We start from the raw sequence: 16,401 nt of genomic DNA, 5'->3' as shown, positions 1-16,401 counted from the left end.
GGGCAGAATCGTAAAACGAAAAGCCGTTATGCGGCTTGAAGCACAGCATAACGGCTTTTCAATGAGCAGAAGCAAGCGAATTAGCGGGGCCTCTGGCCAGCTACTTCCATTTCGCTACCTTATAATCTGCACCCAGCCCGTGTAGGCCTTGCCCAGCGGGCCCTTCGTGACGATGACGTAGTAGTACGTGCCGAAGGGCGCCGGCTGGCCGTTGATGTCGCCGCGCCACTCGTTGGCCCGGCTGTAGTTGGTGGCCGAAAAAATCTTGGTGCCCCAGCGGTTAAACACGGTCACGGTATTCTCGGGAAACTGGTCGATAAAGTCAATCTGCCAGGTGTCGTCGTTGTTATCGCTGTTGGGCGAAAAGGCATTAGGAATGCGGATGGGCTGGCGCACCGTCACGGTCACCTGCGACGAGGTAGCGCAGTTGCCGCTGCCGGCTGATAGCGTGTAGGTGGTCGTGGTGAGGGGCGACGCCACGGGCCGCAGCTGGTCGTTATTGGGGAAAGAAAGCCCGGCGCGCGGCGTCCAGGTCACGGGGAAATTACCGCTGGCGGTGCCCTCCAGCGTCACGGAAGTACCGGCAAAAATCTCCTTGTCGGGGCCGGCGCTAAGCGTGATGGGCGGCAGAATCTGCACCACTATGCTGTTCGAGGTCACTGTCTGGGTTTGCCCGCAGGCGTCGGTAGCGCGCACGCGCAGCGTCACCGTCTGGCCATCGCGCAGCGTGGTGCTGCTGAACGTAGCGTTGGTAGCCCCGGCCACGTCGGCCCCGTCTACCTGCCACTGGTAGGCAGGTAGCGGGCCGCTGCCCGTGAGGCTGGCCACGCCGAACGTGAGGCGGTCGCCCTGGCACGCCGGCCCGCCCGGCTGCGCCGCAATGGTGAGCGCCACCGGGGCCGGCACGAGGCGCGTAACGGTGGCCGTGGCCACGGCCAGCCCGGTGCTGCACAGCCCCGGCGTGGCCGTTACCTCCACCCGCACCTGGTCGCCCGTCACGAGCGTGCTGCTGCTGAAGGTAGCGCCGCTGGCCACGGCCACGTTATTCACAAACCACTGGTAGGTAGGTGCGGAGCCCGCATTGGTAGCCAAGGCCGTGAAGGTGAGCACCGTGCCCGCGCACTGCGCGGCCGGGGCCGTGAGGGTCACGCCCGGCGTCACGAGGGGCTGCACCTGAATGGTGACGACGTTGGAAACCGCTGTCGAGCACGAGCCGGTGCCCGATACCACGCGGCGGCGGTAGTAGGTAGTGGCCGACAGCGGGCCGGGCGCGAAGGTCGGGCTGGTGGCATTGGCCTCCAGAACCCAGGTTACGTTGTCCAGCGACGACTCCCACTGGTAGGCGTAGGTGCCCGTGCCGCCGCTGGCCCCGCCGCCGCTGCTGAGCGGGGCTGGGGTAGCGCCCGCGCAAACCGTCTGGTCGGCCGCGATGCTGCCCGCGTTCAGCGTCGGCAGCACGGTTATCACCACGGTATTGGAGTAGACCGGGCCGCAGGCGCTCGACGTTACTGCCCGCCGGAAGTAAGTAGTAGCCGTGAGTGGGCCGGGCGTGTAGGTAGTGCCAGTAGCGCCGGGTAGGGCCGTCCAGGTCGAGTTGTTGGGCGACGATTCCCACTGATACTGGAGAATGCCCGGTACCCCACTGCCGCCGATTGCGGCCGGCGTAGCACCCGCACAAATAGTTTGGTCGGCGGCGATGGTGCCCGCGTTTGGTGCCGGCGATACCGTGATGGTAATCACATTAGAGAAAACCGGCGCGCAGGTGCTGCCCGAGCTGGCCCGGCGGCGGAAGTAAGTAGTAGCCGTGAGGGCTCCCGGCGCGTAAGTCGCGCCCGTGGCCCCGCCGATGGCCGTCCAGGTAGCGTTGTTGGGCGAGCTTTCCCACTGATAATCAATCGTGCCCGTGCCGCCCGTGGCCGGGGCCACGCTGCTGAGGGGGGCCGGGGTAACGCCGGCGCACACCGTTTGGTCGGCCGCGATACTGCCCGCCACCAGGCCGGGCACCACCGTGATGGTAACGGTATTAGAAGGCCCCGTGGCGCAGGGGCCGGAGCTTACCTGGCGGCGGAAATAGGTAGTAACGGTGAGTGGACCAGGTGAGAAATTCGCGCTCGTAGCAGCGGGAATGATTGTCCAGGAAATATTATCCGGCGATGATTCCCACTGGTAGTTGTAGGTGCCGGTGCCGCCCGTGGCGGGCGCGCTGCTCGTGAGCGCAGGGGCAGTGCCCGCGCAAATGGTTTGGTCGGTGCCGATGCTGCCCGCCGCCAGGGCCGGCAGCACCGTGATGGTAACGGCCGCCGTGGGCGTGCGCGGCCCGCAAAAGCCCGAGGTGACCAGCCGCCGGAAGTAGGTAGTAGCCGTGAGGGCCCCCGGCGCGTAGCCCGGCGCGGTAGCCCCGCCGATGTCGGTCCAGGTGCTGTTGTTGGGCGACGACTGCCACTGGTAGCTGAACTGCCCGGTGCCCGCGCCGGCCGCCGCCGTGCTCGTGAGCGGGGCCGGCGTGCCGCCGGCGCACAGCGTTTGGTCGGTGCCGATGCTGCCCGGCGTGGGCGGGCCGGGCACCGGCACCTGCAACTGTATTTCGCGGCAAAAGCAGAAGTTGGTGATGCGCAGCGTAACGGTATAGATGCCGGGCGCCGTGAATACGTGCACCGGGTTGGCCACGGCCGAGGTGTTGCTAGTGCCCGAGCCGGGGTCGCCGAAGTTCCAGGCGTAGGACTGCGGGTTGGGGATGGGCGAAGCCGCCTGGAAGGTAATTTCCTGGCAAGCCGTGGACTCACCCCCGAAGCCCACGCGCAGCAGCGAGCTCTGGTTGAAGTTGGGCAAGCCCAGCCCGCTGCGGCGGCCCCCGAGCTGCAAGCTGTCGTCGGCGTAGGCGGCGAGCGCGCCCAGCGAGTCGGGGTAGGCGATAAAGCCCAGTGCGGGCTGGTTTTCGCGGGCCACGTAAATTTTGCCATCCGGCGCGGCCTGCATCGAGCCCAGGTTCACGGGCGCGGTTTGGTTGAGCGGGATAACCTGCCGGCTGGCCGGAATATTCGTGGCGCTCAAATCAAACTGCAATAGCTGGGGCGGGCTCTGCACGGTGGCGTAGAGGCGGCTGCGGCTGGGCGAAAACTCGACGCCGTAGTAGCGCCCCGCCGTGGCATCAATGATGCGGCGGTTACTGACCACACCTGTGGCCGCGTCGAAGGCAAACAGCTCGACGGTGCTGGTGCTGTCGCCCGTCACGGTGTTGTAGCGGGCCACGGCCAGCTGCTCGCCATCGGGCGATACCTTCATCTGGCCACGGTAGCCCTGGGCCGACAAGCCCGGCGCGTGCACCGCCCCGATGGTCGAAATGATGGGCGTCGTCTGCACCCCGGTCGGCGTCACGCGGTAAGCCAAAAAGGAGTCGCCCCGGTTGGCGGTGCCGCTGGTGGCCGTGCCCCAGCCGTGCACGATTATCCAGATGTCGCAGCCGTTTTTGTGAAACACGCCCGTCATTTTTTCGGCCGTGCCCAGGGTCAGGGGCGTGTTTTTGGTGGCGGCTAGCACCTGGCCCTGCCCGCCCGTGGGTATTTCAATCTCGGAGTAACTCAGCCCCTTGGGGCCGCCCTGCGCATCCTGCGTAAAAAGCAGGTAGCGCGTGGGCCCGCCCGGCGTGGTAGGGCTGCCGGGCAGTTTGATGGCCAGCGGCCCGTCGGTCACGAGGCGGTTGCCGCCCATGCCCGTGCCGTTGAGCATCACGCTGTGGTTAGCGCTCCACACGGTGTCGCCGTTGCTGTAAAAGAGGATGTTGCCGCTGCCATTGGCCATGATGCCCGAGCCGGCGGGCGCTACCATCTGGCTGTTGGTGAGCACCGTAGGCGGAATGGAGTCGGTAGCCTGGTTGAAATCGAGCCCCGACTTGTAGCCGAAGTACCAGGTATTGATAAACTTCTCGTCCTGGCTGCAATCGGGCGGCGGCGAGGCTTGTGCCCAGGCCGTAGTGGCCGCCCCGCGCAGCAGCAAAACCAGCAGCGTAAGCCACCAGGCCGCCGCTAGCGGCCGCCGCCCGGCCGGGCGGCACTGGGCCAGGGAGAAAGAAAGGGTAGGAGAGCTAGCTAAAACAGAAGGCAGTAGTGCTGGGAACATAGCAGGGCGGGTGAGAAGGCAGACAATGTAGCGGGTACTTTGCCAGAAAGGTTCCGCGGGTAGTACCTACGCAACGGCGCTGGCACTGAGTTAGTACGAAAAAGCCGGCCGGGCCAGCCAGCCGTGCGGTTTTTCGGGTTTTGCTGGCCAGTCGCACCCACGCTACCGGCCGCGGCCGCTAGGCCGGCTGCGTCCAGTAAATGGTGAAGGTAGTGCCTTCGCCCACGGTGCTGGCCACCTCCACGTGGCCGCCCTGGCTGGTCACGATGCGCTGCACCAAATACAGGCCCACGCCCGTGCCCTCGATATCGGGGTGCTGGCGCACGAAAAGCTGAAAAATCGGGGCCTGCGGGTTGCTCAGGTCCATGCCCAGGCCGTTGTCCTGCACGTCGAGCGCGGGCTGGCCCTCGGGCGTGAGGTAGCTGCGCAGCCGAATGCTGGGCTGCCGGTCGGGGTGCGCAAATTTGAGCGCGTTGCTCACCAGGTTGTGCACCACCGAGCGCAGGTTGGCGCGGCTATACAGCAGGCCCGGCACCTCGGCTACGTCTATCTCAAACTGCGCTTGGCGCAGCTGCGCCTGCGGGCGCAGGCCCAGCAGCACTTCCTCTAGTATGAGGGCTAGGTCGAGAATTTCGGCGGGCTCTTGGTGGGCGCGCTGCGAGCGCACGGTGGCGGCCAGGTCGTGCAGGGTGGCATCGAGCTGGCCCAGGGCCCCATCAACCATGCCTAGCAGCGCGGCCTCATCGGGGTCGTGGAAGGTGGCCGTGCTGCGCAATTCCTCAAACAGCCCGCGCAAATTCAGGGCCGGCTGGCGCAGGTCGTGGCTGGCCGCGTACACGAAGGTATCGAGGTCGTGGTGGGCGCGGGCCAGCTCGTCGTACTGGGTTTGCAGGGCTTGGTGCAGCAAGTGCTGGTCCTGCACATCGGTGCAGGTGCCAAACCAGCGCAGGCCGCGCCCATCTACCAGCTGCCGCGCCCGGATGATGTGCCAGCGAAACAGCCCATCGTGGCGGCGCATGCGGTACTCGCCCTCAAAGGCCTTGCCGCTGGCAATGCTTTGCACCCAGCCGCGGGCGGCCTCGGCCTGCTCTTCGGGGTGCAGCAGGCTCACCCAGCCGGTGGGCCCCAGGTCGTCGATGGTCAGGCCCGAATAGTCGGTAGTATAGCGGTTGTAGTAGTCGATAAACCCCTCGGCAGTGGCCGTCCAGATAAGCTCCGGAATGCTGTCGGCCAGAAAGCGCAGCTCGGCCTCGCCGCGGCGCAGGGCGTCGGCCAGCTCGCGCTGGTCGTGCACCTCCGTCAGGGCCCCGTGCCAGAACACCGGCTCGGTGGGGGCGTGCAGCTCGGGCAGGGCGCGGCTCAGCATCCAGCGGTACTGGCCGTCGTGGCGGCGCAGGCGGTACTCGTAGCTCCAGCCGGTGCCGGTGCGCCGGGCCTGCTCGGCCTGGTACAAGATGCGCAGCCGGTCGTCGGGGTGGATGAGCAGTGGCCAGATGGCATCGACCGCCGCGTTGGCGGGCTGCCCCGTGAAGTAGTACCACTGCGGGCTCACGTACTCGTAATGGCCCTGGCTGTCGAGGCTGAAGGTAATCTGGGGCACCGTTTCGGTGAGCACCCGCAGGCGCGCATCGAGGCGGCGCGTTTCCAGCGCCAGGCGGTGGGCTTCGAGCCGGGCCTCTTCCTGCCCGGTCACGTCTACGGCAAACACCAGCAGGCCGCTCACCGTGTCGTTTTCTTCGCGCACTGGCTCCAGGGCCAGGTCGAAGTAGCGCAGCGCGTTTTTTGCCTCGCCGTCTTCGGGCCGCTGCACCACCAAGCCGTAGGCCTTGGCCACGAAGGGCTGCCCAGACTGGTACACCTGCCCGATAACCTCGTGCAGGTCGGCGGGCAGCTGTTGCCCGCAATCGGCCAGCAGGCACCCCTCGCGCGCGTCCGGGCCCAGCATGGCCTGCATCGCTTCGTTGAGGAAGCTAAGGCGTAGCTCGGCCCCGTGCAGGGTAGCTACCCCGGCCGGGATGTGCCGCAGAATAGAGTGTAGATGCTGCTCGGCCATAAGGTAGGGCAAAAAACAAGTGCCCGGCAAGCGGGCCCAAGGCCGGCGGCTAGCCCGCCGGTAATTAGGGTTAGGCCGGCTGCACGGCTGGCACGAGTGCCGGCCCCTGGCCAAATACGGCCAGGCGCACGAGCTCTACCAGCAGCGAATCGGCAATGGTGAGGGTGCTGGGCGGCGCGGGCAGGTGGTCGGGCAGCAAGAAGCCCTCCAAGGTTTCAAACCCCGCCGGCTCGAGCGGGTGAAAGGCCATGGCCCAGCCCTCAAAGCTGCGCACCGTAATGGGGCGGTCTATCAGCTTGCGCACGTGCGAGTGACGGCCATCGCGGGCGATGCGCTCAAACAAGGGCTCCAGCACCTCAGCCTCGCCCTCAATGAGCTGGGCAATATTGCCGTGGCTATAGAAGAGTATGCCCGTAACATCGTGGCGGGCATTGTCGCGGCGGCACTGGTCGAGCAGCTCTTGCAAGTCCTGGTCAGACAGCGGACGCACGGCGCGGCTCATATAAGCAATATGAATCATCCTCAAAAGTAAGGACAACCGGCCGTATCGTTCTGCCTATTCGGGGGCATGGCATCGCCCGCGCAAGCGTTCTATCTGCCTGAGCTTAGCCCGGCTATATAGCATATTTAGGCCCGCCATAGTAGCCTGGGTGGTCCCGATAGCGGCCATCCTAGTCCAACTCAAAGCCAGACCACCGCCCCGATGGCAAGCTTAGCTAACCAAATGATAATAAATGGGCGACCTGTGGTAGCGGCGACCAGGGTAGTGCCGGTAGGCAGCCCAGCTACCGCTGCTTGGCTACTAGGCTTGGTCAACCAGGCTCAAAAGTGCTGGTATGCACCAAAAGCAAAACACCCACTCGGCTTTGCAGCTAAGTGGGTGTTTATCAATGTGGGAGATACTGGGTTCGAACCAGTGACCCTCTGCTTGTAAGGCAGATGCTCTGAACCAGCTGAGCTAATCTCCCTTGTTCAGTACCGGGCGGCTACTGCCGTTTTGGTTTTACAAAGGTGGGGGATTTTTTTGAATTGGCCAAGCCTGCTGCTAAAAAAAAGCGCTCAACGGGGCCTGATTGGCGATTTTAGCTAGGTAAGCTTTTCAGGCTCAGTAATAAAAAATTTATTAAAAAACAGCAGATTCCGGGTTGCTGCAACGTAAGCCGGACACTTGCGTTTAGGCCAAAGCCGAGTGCTGGTGCACGCGGCCGGTTTTTCACGCCCTTTTTCTTTTCTTTCATGGAAACCCAGCTCCTCCAAAACTATTCGGAACCCGAAAAAACGGCTTACCTCAGTGCGATTGCGGCGTTGGCTACGGCCGACCGCCAAGCCTCGGCTCCCGAAGTAGAGTTTTTGCAGCGCATCACGCAGCAGGCCGGCCTGTCGCAGGGCTCCGCGCAGCAGGTGCTGCATTCGGCACAAAACGCAAGCAACCAGTCTATTCAGCAAAACCTGGATGCGCTGAAAGGCAGCGACCTGCGCTTTTCGCTTATCACCGACCTTATCAGCTTTGCCCGCGCCGACGGCGCTTACTCTAATGAGGAAGAGGCAATGGTGAGCAAAATGGCCGACTACCTTGGTGTGAACGCCGAGCAAAAAGCCACGCTCGAAAACGTGGTGGACCAAGCGGCCAACGTGCCCCACGATGCGCAAGACCCCGGCAAGCAAGGCTTTCTGAGCGGCCTCGGCGACAAGCTTAGTAATGTGGGTATTCCGAAGGGCGCGCTCATGGCTGGCCTGCTGGGCGTGGTAGCGCCCATGGTTATCTCGCGGGTGATGGGCGGCGGCAACAACTCGGCCGGCTACGGCCAGCAGCCCAGCAGCACCATGGGCGGGATGCTGGGCGGCCTGCTCGGCGGCGGCCAGGGCGGGGGTAGCAGCATGGGCGGCCTACTGGGCGGCCTGCTGGGTGGTGGCCTACTCAGCGGGGTGCTGGGCGGCGGCCACAATACCGGCAACCTGCCGCAGCAGGGCTCGATGGGTGGCAGCGGCCTGGGCTCCATCATGTCGGTGCTGGGCGGCCTGGGCGGGCAGCCCAACTCACAGCCGCGCAGCGCGGGCGGCGGGGGCATTCTGGGCGGCGGCATGGGCAGCCTGCTCGGCGGCCTGTTTGGCGGGCGCTAGCAGTCGCTAGTCAAGCTTACGCTCAACAAAAAGGGGCGGCTTCGGATAGAAGCCGCCCCTTTGCGCTGGGCACATACCTGGCACCACCTAGCTGCCGGGCGTGGCCGAAGGCAGGCTACTAAACAGGCCGCCTTCCTTCTCCACCACTTCCACAATGCGGTAGTTGAGGTCTTCCTTGGTGTCGAGGTATTCGTCGTAGCTGGTAGTTTCGACGAAGTACTGCACGGTTACCTCCTTGCCATTGAGCGTGAGGGCGTTGAATTTCATTTGCACGTCCTGCGTCACGAGCGGGTGGGACTTGATGGCCTCGATGCACCCCGCGATAATGGCGTGTAGCTGCGCGCTGGTCGTTTTCTGGTCGAAGAGCAGCGTGAAGCCCACGCGCCGCGACGTGCGTAAGCTGAGGTTGTCCAACGGCTTGTCAATCATACTTTTGTTGGGCACCGTCAGGAAGCTTTTTTCGGCGGTGCGCAGGCGCGTGCTCCGAAAGCCGATTTTCTCGACCGTGCCGCTCACGTTGCCCGCCGTCACGAGGTCGCCCACGCCGAAGGGCTGGTCGAGGAAGATGGTAAACGAGGCCAGCAGGTTTTCCAGGCTTTCCTTGGCCGCGAAGGCCACCGCCAGGCCCCCGATGCCCAGCGTGCCCACAAAGCCCACCACGTTCACGCCAAATACCCGGCCCAGCATCACCAGCACACCCAGGATAATGATGAAAACCTTGAGCAGGTCTTTCGCAAAGGGTAAAAACTGATTATCAAGCCGCCGCGAGTTTTCGGTGGCCGTAAGCTCGGCGCGCTGCTTCACTACCAGCAGCAGGAAATCGACCAGCCGCAGCACTACCCACACGATAGTAGCAATCACGCCCAGGTGAAACAGGTTGAGTAGCGCTACCTTGGGCCAAGGCTCGACGCCCTTCACCGCCAGCGGCGGCAGTGGGTAGCGCAACACGCTGAACGACAGATAGACAGTCAGCAGGAACAGCAGCGCCCGCAGGGGCTGAATGAGCAGGTCGTGCAGTTCCAATTCCGTTACGCCCCCCGTGTAGCGCTTGGTAACCCGGAATAGCAGGCGGCTCGACAAGCGAGTGAGCAGGCGGTTGAGAAACAGCCCCACCACGAAGATAACTATCGCGAGCAGGTAGTCGATTACCTCATTGCCCAGCACCAGCCGGTGCAGAAAAGCAAACTGCGGGCGGTCGAGAAAAGAAAGAATTTCCATCAAAAAAGTGTTCCGTAATGCACGGGCCGGCCTTAGTACGCGGCGCGGTGCAACCCAGTTAGCCAGTGCCCGGTCTTTGGGGGCCGGAAGTGGTGGCGGGGGAGATGTGGGATACTACCAGAAAAAAATGTGGGACACGGTAAGGCGTCTTAGCCAGGCGATTATAGATAGTAAAATCAAATAATAAGCTTTTTGCATAACTTTTTCAAACCATAGCAGTACACAATCTGTTGAAGTCTTCTTCGTTTAGATGGTTTCCTGGCCTATAGTCAGTGGCCCAAGCGACTAAGTATTTAAGAACTAATTTCTTTGCCCTAGCGTACTAGTTGTACCCTAGATTATTTCACTAATTCTTTTCAATGAAACCATTGCACTCGCGTGTAGAATCGCAACAGCTAGACCGTGCGGCCGCTATGCTCAAGGTGCTGTCTCATCCCAAGCGGTTGGCAATTGTCGACCTCCTGGGTAAGCTCAAGGGCAGCAAAGACCAGCAAATGTCCGTTACGGAAATCTATCAGGCCCTCGACCTGCCGCAGGCTATTGCCTCGCAGCACCTCATTACGCTCAAGGACCGGGGCGTGTTGAAATCCAATAAGATAGGCACGAAAATATACTATGCGCTGGCCGTGCCGCAGCTCATGAAAGTAATCGACACCCTGGAAGACTATTCAGGTAAACTCTAAGTGCCGGGCTGCCAGCCCGCAGGCTGCTGCCACACTCTTCTATGGAAACGCTTTCTGAATAAAGTACTTGAGCAATCAGACCTCAGAAAAAAAGGGCCGCTGTAAAGCGGCCCTTTTCATTTGTGCGGGTGGCAGGTAGTTAAGCCAGCGCGGGCTGGTTTTCCAAGTCAAAAAGCTCGGCGAGCAGCGGCAGCAGTTGCTCGGCCTCGTCGCGGCGGCAGGCGGCCTTCAGGCTGAGCACGTGCTGCTTGAGTACTTTTTGCATAAAGGCGCGGGTAGCGTCGTCGAGCAGCTTTATTTCGGCGGGCGTGGCTTTTTTCTGGAAGCGCTCCAGCTCTTGCTGGCGCAGCTGCTCCAGGCCCGCTTTCATGCGCTGAATGAGCGGCGACACCAGCATCTCGCGGCTCCAGTCGGCAAAGTCGGCCAAGCTGCTTTCGATGATGGCGCGCACCTGCGGCACGGCGGCCAGGCGCGCTTCGAGCGCGGCCGAGGCCTTGCTTTCGATGGCGTCGACGTTGTAAACCAGCACGCCGGGCACCTGCTCCACATCGGCCGCCACCGAGCGCGGCACCGAGAGGTCGATAAAAAACTTGTAGCTCAGCACGTCGAGGTGGGCTACCAGCTCGCGGGTGAAGAACGGCTCGGCACGGTTGATGGACGAGATAACCACGTCGGCCTCGCGCAAGGCGGTAGTCAGGGTTTCAAAATCAGCTATTTGCAGCTGGCCGGGCGCAAACTCGGCGGCCAGCATCTCGGCGCGGCTGCGGGTGCGGTTGCACAGCGTCACGCTGGCGAAGCTTTTGCTGTCGGCGAGGTGGCGGCACACGTCGGTGCCGATTTCGCCCAGGCCCACCACCAGCACGCGCGGGGCGGCCACGTCGGCCGTTAGCTCTTCTACCAGCTCCAGGGCGGCGTAGCTCATGCTGGCCGCGCCGTCGCGGAAGCTGGTTTCCTGCTGCACGCGCTTGTTGGTGAAGAAGATGCTGTGCAGCAAGCGGTGCAGGAAGGGGCCGGCCACGTCGGCATCGGCGGCCCACTGGTAGGCCAGCTTTACCTGATTGATAATCTGCAAATCGCCGACTACCTGCGCGTCGAGGCCGATGGCTACTTCAAACAAGTGGCGCGCGGCGGCTTCGGAGTCGAGGTAGCGGTCGAAGTAAGCGGCAAAGCTCTGGATGTCGGCGCGCTGCTTGAGCGCCCCGAGCGCCTGAATGATGGCCGCCGACTGGTCGGCCTCGTGGGCGTAGTAAATCTCGGTGCGGTTGCACGTGCTGAGCACCAGCAAGTCGCTGAGGTGCAGCTCGGTGTGCAGCGTTTGCAGAAAGCGGCGACAGGCGGGCTCGTCCAGGGCCAGCAGTTCGCGGATAGCGAGCGGGGCCTTTTTGAAGGAAAGACTAACCGCTTTGAAAGGATGGGACATAGCACGGGTCGACCTGGGGCCGGCCTGCAAAATTACGGTATAAATACTAGCATTGGAAACAGCAATACCAAGCCGTGGGTTCGAGCGTATTGGCGTAAATGCGGGCAACTGAAGGATATGCCTGCAACTTGGAATAGTTCTAAATAGTGGGCAGCCTTCCCGAACCTGCGTCTTGCCCGACCTTTGCCCTACTTATGTTGACTCCCTTATACGACCAGAAATCCCGGGTGAAGCTTCTGCTGCTGATATTGGCACTGCTGGTGGGGGTGGTGACGATGCTGTATACCAAGCGGCTGATACAGCGCCTGTCGGAGCGCGAGCAGCAGCAGATAGACTTGTATGCCAAGACGCTGCGCCACATTATCATCACCGAGGAAAGCTCGACATTTTTGCTGGAGCAGATTATCGATGCGAATACGACGGTGCCGGTTATTCTCACCGACGGCGAAAACATCGTGGATACCCGGAACCTAGGTTTGAGCCCGGACCTGAGTCCCGCCGACTCGGTGCGGCAGGTACGAGCCCTGCTACTGGAAATGCAGCAGCACCATCCGGCCATCGATATTAAGCTGCCGGGCAACGCCCACAACTATATTTTCTACCAAGACTCAGTATTGCTGCGCGATTTGCGCACTTACCCGTGGGTGCAGCTCGGGGTTATCGCCTCGCTAGCCGTGATGGCCTACCTGAGCTTCAGCTACTCGCGCCGGGCCGAGCAAAACGGCGTGTGGGTGGGCCTGGCCAAGGAAACGGCCCACCAGCTGGGCACGCCACTCAGCAGCCTGGTGGGCTGGCAGAGCTACCTGCGCGAAAGCGAGCGCTTCCACGACGAGCCCATCGTGGAGGAGCTGGGTAAGGACATCCGGCGGCTGGAAATCATCACGGAGCGCTTCAGCAACATCGGCTCGGTGCCGGTGCTCAAAGCCGAAAACCTTTACCACACTACTCGCAACGCCATCGCCTACCTCGAAAGCCGGGTGTCGCGCAAGGTGAAATTCAGCATCGAAACCGACCTGCCGCTCGACACGCCGGCCTGTATCAACGTGCCGCTCTTCGACTGGGTGGTGGAAAATATCTGCAAAAACGCGGTGGATGCGATGGACGGGCGCGGCAGCATCACGCTGCACCTGCGCCGCGTGCGCCCCCGCCGCCGCTGGTGGACGCGCCGCCCCGCCCCGCCGCAGGTAGCCATCGACATCACCGACACCGGCAAGGGCATCCCCAAAAACAAGCTCGAAAGCGTGTTCCTGCCCGGCTACACCACCAAAAAGCGCGGCTGGGGCCTGGGGTTGGCCCTGGCCCGCCGCATCATCGAAAACTACCACCAGGGCCGCCTCTTCGTGAAAGCCAGTGAGGTGGGCAAGGGCACGACGTTTCGGCTGGTGCTCAATCAGTAATGTAGGGTAAGCTTTAGCTTGCCATTGCCGCAGGCAAAACGGCGCATGTTAAGTACACATCCATGCGGGCTAATCGTGCGTCGCATTGCCTGCGGCAATGGCAAGCTAAAGCTTACCCTACACTGAGTTACTCCCCAATCACCAGCTGCTCAGGCAGGTGCAGCAGGTAGTCGCCGTAGCCGCTTTTGCGCAGGGGCTCGGCGATTTTGCGCAGCTGCGCGGCATCGATAAATCCCTGGCGGTAAGCGGCTTCCTCAATGGAGCCAACCTTGAGGCCCTGGCGCTGCTCCAGCACGCGCACAAACTCGCCAGCCTGCATCAGGCTCTCGAAGGTGCCGGTGTCGAGCCAGGCCGTGCCCCGGCCCAGAATACCGACTTTCAGCTTGCCACGGCGCAGGTACTCGCGGTTCACGTCCGTGATTTCGTACTCGCCGCGCGGGCTGGGCTCCAGGTTTTTAGCGATTTCCACCACGTCGTTGTCGTAGAAATAGAGGCCCGGCACGGCGTAGTTGCTTTTGGGCTGCGCGGGCTTCTCCTCAATGCTGAGAGCCACCTTGTTATCGTCGAACTCTACCACACCGTAGCGCTCGGGGTCGTGCACGTGGTAGGCGTACACCACGCCGCCGTCGGGGTCGTTGTTCGACTTCAGCAGCGCTTCCAGGCCCTCGCCGTGGAAGATGTTGTCGCCCAGCACCAAGGCTACCTTATCGTCGCCGATAAAGTCGGCCCCCAGCACGAAGGCCTGCGCTAAGCCATTGGGCAGCTCCTGCACCACGTACTGAAAATTGCAGCCCAGATTCTGGCCGTCGCCGAGCAGCTTCTTGAACTGCGCCTGGTCGTGGGGCGTGGTGATAATGAGAATGTCGCGGATGCCCGCCGTCATGAGCAGCGACAGCGGGTAGTACACCATCGGCTTGTCGTAGACGGGCATGAGCTGCTTGCTCACGGCCAGGGTCAGCGGGTGCAGGCGGGTGCCGGAGCCGCCAGCCAGGATAATGCCTTTCATATAGTTGGACTGTTGAATTGCTTGATGATTGAATGGTTAAATTGCTTGGAGTCGCCTGTTTAAGTAAACAATGCAACAATCTAGCAATTCAGCCATTCATCAATTTCGTTCCTTAATAAACTCCTGGTTGCCCTTAAACCAGCTCAGCGTTTGCTTCAGTCCTTCGCGGATACGCACCTGCGGGGCGTAGCCCAGCCGGGTTTCGGCTTTCGAGATGTCGGCCAGCGAGTCGCGGATGTCGCCCGCCCGGTTGGGGCCGAATATAGGCTCCAAGGTCGAGCCAGCTTCTTCGCGCAGGATGTCGTATAGCTGCACCAGCGAAGTACGGTCGCCCACGGCGATGTTGTACACCTGGTTCACGGCCTCGGGGTTGGTCGTGAGGGCCGCCCGGATGTTGGCCTGCACGCAGTTTTCCACGAAGGTGAAGTCGCGGGTCTGGCCGCCGTCGCCGTTCAGCGTGGGCGCGTTTTCCTGCAAAATCGCGTCGATAAAGAGCGGAATAACCGCCGCATACGCTCCACCGGGGTCCTGGCGCGGGCCGAAGATGTTGAAGTAGCGCAGGCCGATAATCTCCATGCCGTAGGTGCGGGCAAACACGTCGGCGTACAGCTCATTGGCGTATTTGGTCACGGCGTAGGGCGAAAGCGGCTTGCCGATGCGGTCTTCTACCTTGGGCAGGCCGGGGTGGTCGCCGTAGGTCGACGACGAAGCGGCATACACAAAGCGCTTGATACCCGCCTCTTTAGCCGCAAACAGCATCTTCACGAAGCCGCCCACGTTTACCTCGTCGGTCGTCACGGGGTCGTTGATGGAGCGCGGTACCGAGCCCAGCGCCGCCTGGTGCAGCACCACGTCGATGCCTTCGCACGCTTTGGCGCAGGTCTCGCGGTCGCGAATGTCGCCTTCCTGCACTTCCAGCGCGGAGTTGCCCTCAAACAGGCGCAGGTTTTTGCGGAAGCCGTTGGAGAAGTTATCCAGTACGCGCACTTTTTTGGCGCCGTATTTCAGCAGGTACTCGACCAAGTTAGAGCCGATAAAGCCCGCGCCGCCCGTTACCAGGAAAGATGTATCGGAAAGCGGCGTATTATGGAAAGGGTAATCGTACACGTTGTGAGTTATGAGTTAAGAGTTATGAGTTAAGAGTCGAGTCTCAGTAGCCGGAGTTGCTGATTGTCAACTCTTAACTTTTAACTCATAACTCTTAATTCCGCGCTAGCGGTCCGCGTATTGCTTCTGGTTGTAGTCCTGGTAGGCACCGCTGGTCACGTTGTTCAGCCACTCCTCATTGGCCAGGTACCAGTCCACGGTCTGGCTCAGGCCCTGCTCGAAGGTCACGCTGGGCTTCCAGCCAAGCTCGTTCATGATTTTGCTCGAGTCGATGGCGTAGCGCATGTCGTGGCCCGCGCGGTCAGTCACAAAAGTGATGAGCTTGCGCGAGGTACCGGCTTCCTGGCCGGTTTTCTCGTCTACCACATCGCACAGCAGCTCAATGAGTTTGAGGTTCTGCCACTCGTTTACGCCGCCGATGTTGTAAGTGTCGCCCAGCTTGCCTTTGTGGAATACGGCGTCGATGGCGGTGGCATGGTCTTTCACGAAAAGCCAGTCGCGCACGTTCTCACCTTTGCCGTACACGGGCACTTTCTGGCCGGTGCGCAGGCGGTGAATGGCCAGCGGTATCAGCTTCTCGGGAAAGTGGTTGGGGCCGTAATTGTTCGAGCAGTTGCTCAGCTTGATGGGCAGGCTGTAGGTGTGGTGCCAGGCCCGCACAAAGTGGTCCGACGCCGCCTTGGAGGCCGAGTAGGGCGAGCGTGGGTCGTAGGGCGTTTCCTCGGTAAAGAGCTCAGGGCCAAAGTCGAGTGAGCCGTACACCTCGTCGGTGCTCACGTGGTAGAAGGTGTGGCCCTCGTAGCCCTTGGGCTTCCACAGGTTCTTGGCCGCGTTCAGCAAATTCACGGTACCGATAACGTTGGTTTTCACAAACGCCATCGGGTCGGTGATGCTGCGGTCAACGTGGCTTTCGGCCGCGAGGTGAATCACGGCGTCGGGCTCCTGGTGGGCAAATAGCTGGTCGACAAACGCCTGGTCGGCAATGTCGCCCTTCACAAACTGGTAGTTCGGCGCGTTCTCGATGTCGCGCAGGTTTTCCAGGTTGCCCGCGTAGGTAAGCGCGTCGAGATTGATAATCTGATAGTTCGGATACTTGGTAACGAACAGGCGCACCACGTGCGAGCCAATAAAGCCGGCCCCGCCGGTGATAAGGATTTTCATAATTTTAATACGTGTCATGCTGACGAAGGAAGCATCTTGTCCCCCTCCACCGAACTTGGTTTGCTAATTAAATGCTGACGAAGGCCGCCGTGATAAGATGCTTCCTTCGTCAGCATGAC

General features: G+C 61.8%; 11 protein-coding genes and 1 tRNA gene. 3 read left to right on the top strand and 9 right to left on the bottom strand.

Going from position 1 to position 16,401, the window contains the following annotated elements; all coding sequences use genetic code 11:
* Positions 1 to 114 precede the first annotated feature (114 nt).
* The 4 genes from VFO93_RS21945 to VFO93_RS21930 form a co-directional block, all read right to left on the bottom strand.
* Positions 115 to 4,116: a gliding motility-associated C-terminal domain-containing protein gene (locus VFO93_RS21945; protein WP_325136522.1), complete on the bottom strand. Its 4,002-nt coding sequence runs from the start codon at positions 4,114 to 4,116 to the stop codon at positions 115 to 117.
* A gap of 178 nt (positions 4,117 to 4,294) precedes the next feature.
* The gene (locus tag VFO93_RS21940) at positions 4,295 to 6,169 is read right to left on the bottom strand and encodes a PAS domain-containing sensor histidine kinase (RefSeq protein ID WP_325136521.1); all 1,875 of its coding nucleotides are present in this window, start codon (positions 6,167 to 6,169) and stop codon (positions 4,295 to 4,297) included.
* 70 nt (positions 6,170 to 6,239) lie between these two features.
* Positions 6,240 to 6,689, bottom strand: coding sequence for a BLUF domain-containing protein (locus tag VFO93_RS21935; RefSeq protein ID WP_325136520.1), 450 nt, complete (start codon positions 6,687 to 6,689; stop codon positions 6,240 to 6,242).
* A 373-nt stretch (positions 6,690 to 7,062) separates the two neighbouring features.
* A tRNA-Val gene (locus VFO93_RS21930) sits at positions 7,063 to 7,137 on the bottom strand.
* A 268-nt stretch (positions 7,138 to 7,405) separates the two neighbouring features.
* On the opposite strand from VFO93_RS21930, the gene VFO93_RS21925 reads away from it, so the two are divergent.
* Positions 7,406 to 8,290, top strand: coding sequence for a TerB family tellurite resistance protein (locus VFO93_RS21925; protein ID WP_325136519.1), 885 nt, complete (start codon positions 7,406 to 7,408; stop codon positions 8,288 to 8,290).
* Between the two features lie 87 nt (positions 8,291 to 8,377).
* On the opposite strand, the gene VFO93_RS21920 is transcribed toward VFO93_RS21925, so the two are convergent.
* Positions 8,378 to 9,508: a mechanosensitive ion channel family protein gene (locus VFO93_RS21920; RefSeq protein ID WP_325136518.1), complete on the bottom strand. Its 1,131-nt coding sequence runs from the start codon at positions 9,506 to 9,508 to the stop codon at positions 8,378 to 8,380.
* Between the two features lie 359 nt (positions 9,509 to 9,867).
* On the opposite strand from VFO93_RS21920, the gene VFO93_RS21915 reads away from it, so the two are divergent.
* On the top strand, positions 9,868 to 10,191 hold the full coding sequence (locus VFO93_RS21915) for a metalloregulator ArsR/SmtB family transcription factor (RefSeq protein WP_325136517.1): 324 nt from the start codon (positions 9,868 to 9,870) through the stop codon (positions 10,189 to 10,191).
* Between the two features lie 139 nt (positions 10,192 to 10,330).
* Here the strand turns inward: VFO93_RS21915 and hemA are convergent, their stop codons facing one another.
* The gene (gene hemA / locus VFO93_RS21910; RefSeq protein ID WP_325136516.1) at positions 10,331 to 11,611 is read right to left on the bottom strand and encodes a glutamyl-tRNA reductase; all 1,281 of its coding nucleotides are present in this window, start codon (positions 11,609 to 11,611) and stop codon (positions 10,331 to 10,333) included.
* Between the two features lie 194 nt (positions 11,612 to 11,805).
* Between hemA and VFO93_RS21905 the strand changes: the two genes are divergently transcribed.
* Positions 11,806 to 13,008 carry a HAMP domain-containing sensor histidine kinase gene (locus VFO93_RS21905; protein ID WP_325136515.1) on the top strand — a complete coding sequence of 401 codons (1,203 nt, stop codon included), beginning with the start codon at positions 11,806 to 11,808 and terminating at the stop codon, positions 13,006 to 13,008.
* A 127-nt stretch (positions 13,009 to 13,135) separates the two neighbouring features.
* Here the strand turns inward: VFO93_RS21905 and rfbA are convergent, their stop codons facing one another.
* The 3 genes from rfbA to rfbB form a co-directional block, all read right to left on the bottom strand.
* Positions 13,136 to 14,014, bottom strand: coding sequence for a glucose-1-phosphate thymidylyltransferase RfbA (gene rfbA, locus VFO93_RS21900; protein ID WP_325136514.1), 879 nt, complete (start codon positions 14,012 to 14,014; stop codon positions 13,136 to 13,138).
* A 99-nt stretch (positions 14,015 to 14,113) separates the two neighbouring features.
* The gene (locus tag VFO93_RS21895) at positions 14,114 to 15,121 is read right to left on the bottom strand and encodes an SDR family oxidoreductase (protein WP_325136513.1); all 1,008 of its coding nucleotides are present in this window, start codon (positions 15,119 to 15,121) and stop codon (positions 14,114 to 14,116) included.
* A 105-nt stretch (positions 15,122 to 15,226) separates the two neighbouring features.
* On the bottom strand, positions 15,227 to 16,282 hold the full coding sequence (rfbB, locus tag VFO93_RS21890; RefSeq protein WP_325136512.1) for a dTDP-glucose 4,6-dehydratase: 1,056 nt from the start codon (positions 16,280 to 16,282) through the stop codon (positions 15,227 to 15,229).
* Positions 16,283 to 16,401 lie beyond the last annotated feature (119 nt).

It is taken from the genome of Hymenobacter sp. (assembly GCF_035709525.1).
In the GTDB taxonomy this organism is placed as follows: Bacteria; Bacteroidota; Bacteroidia; order Cytophagales; family Hymenobacteraceae; genus Hymenobacter.
Note: the sequence above shows the minus strand (reverse complement) of the source record. Positions and strands in the feature narration are given on the sequence as shown.

What these genes read in the sequence shown, in the direction of transcription:
- VFO93_RS21945 (WP_325136522.1), bottom strand. Translation starts at nt 4,116, where the DNA reads ATGTTCCCAGCACTACTGCCTTCTGTTTTAGCTAGCTCTCCTACCCTT.
- VFO93_RS21940 (WP_325136521.1), bottom strand. Translation starts at nt 6,169, where the DNA reads ATGGCCGAGCAGCATCTACACTCTATTCTGCGGCACATCCCGGCCGGG.
- VFO93_RS21935 (WP_325136520.1), bottom strand. Translation starts at nt 6,689, where the DNA reads ATGATTCATATTGCTTATATGAGCCGCGCCGTGCGTCCGCTGTCTGAC.
- VFO93_RS21925 (WP_325136519.1), top strand. Translation starts at nt 7,406, where the DNA reads ATGGAAACCCAGCTCCTCCAAAACTATTCGGAACCCGAAAAAACGGCT.
- VFO93_RS21920 (WP_325136518.1), bottom strand. Translation starts at nt 9,508, where the DNA reads ATGGAAATTCTTTCTTTTCTCGACCGCCCGCAGTTTGCTTTTCTGCAC.
- VFO93_RS21915 (WP_325136517.1), top strand. Translation starts at nt 9,868, where the DNA reads ATGAAACCATTGCACTCGCGTGTAGAATCGCAACAGCTAGACCGTGCG.
- hemA (WP_325136516.1), bottom strand. Translation starts at nt 11,611, where the DNA reads ATGTCCCATCCTTTCAAAGCGGTTAGTCTTTCCTTCAAAAAGGCCCCG.
- VFO93_RS21905 (WP_325136515.1), top strand. Translation starts at nt 11,806, where the DNA reads ATGTTGACTCCCTTATACGACCAGAAATCCCGGGTGAAGCTTCTGCTG.
- rfbA (WP_325136514.1), bottom strand. Translation starts at nt 14,014, where the DNA reads ATGAAAGGCATTATCCTGGCTGGCGGCTCCGGCACCCGCCTGCACCCG.
- rfbB (WP_325136512.1), bottom strand. Translation starts at nt 16,282, where the DNA reads ATGAAAATCCTTATCACCGGCGGGGCCGGCTTTATTGGCTCGCACGTG.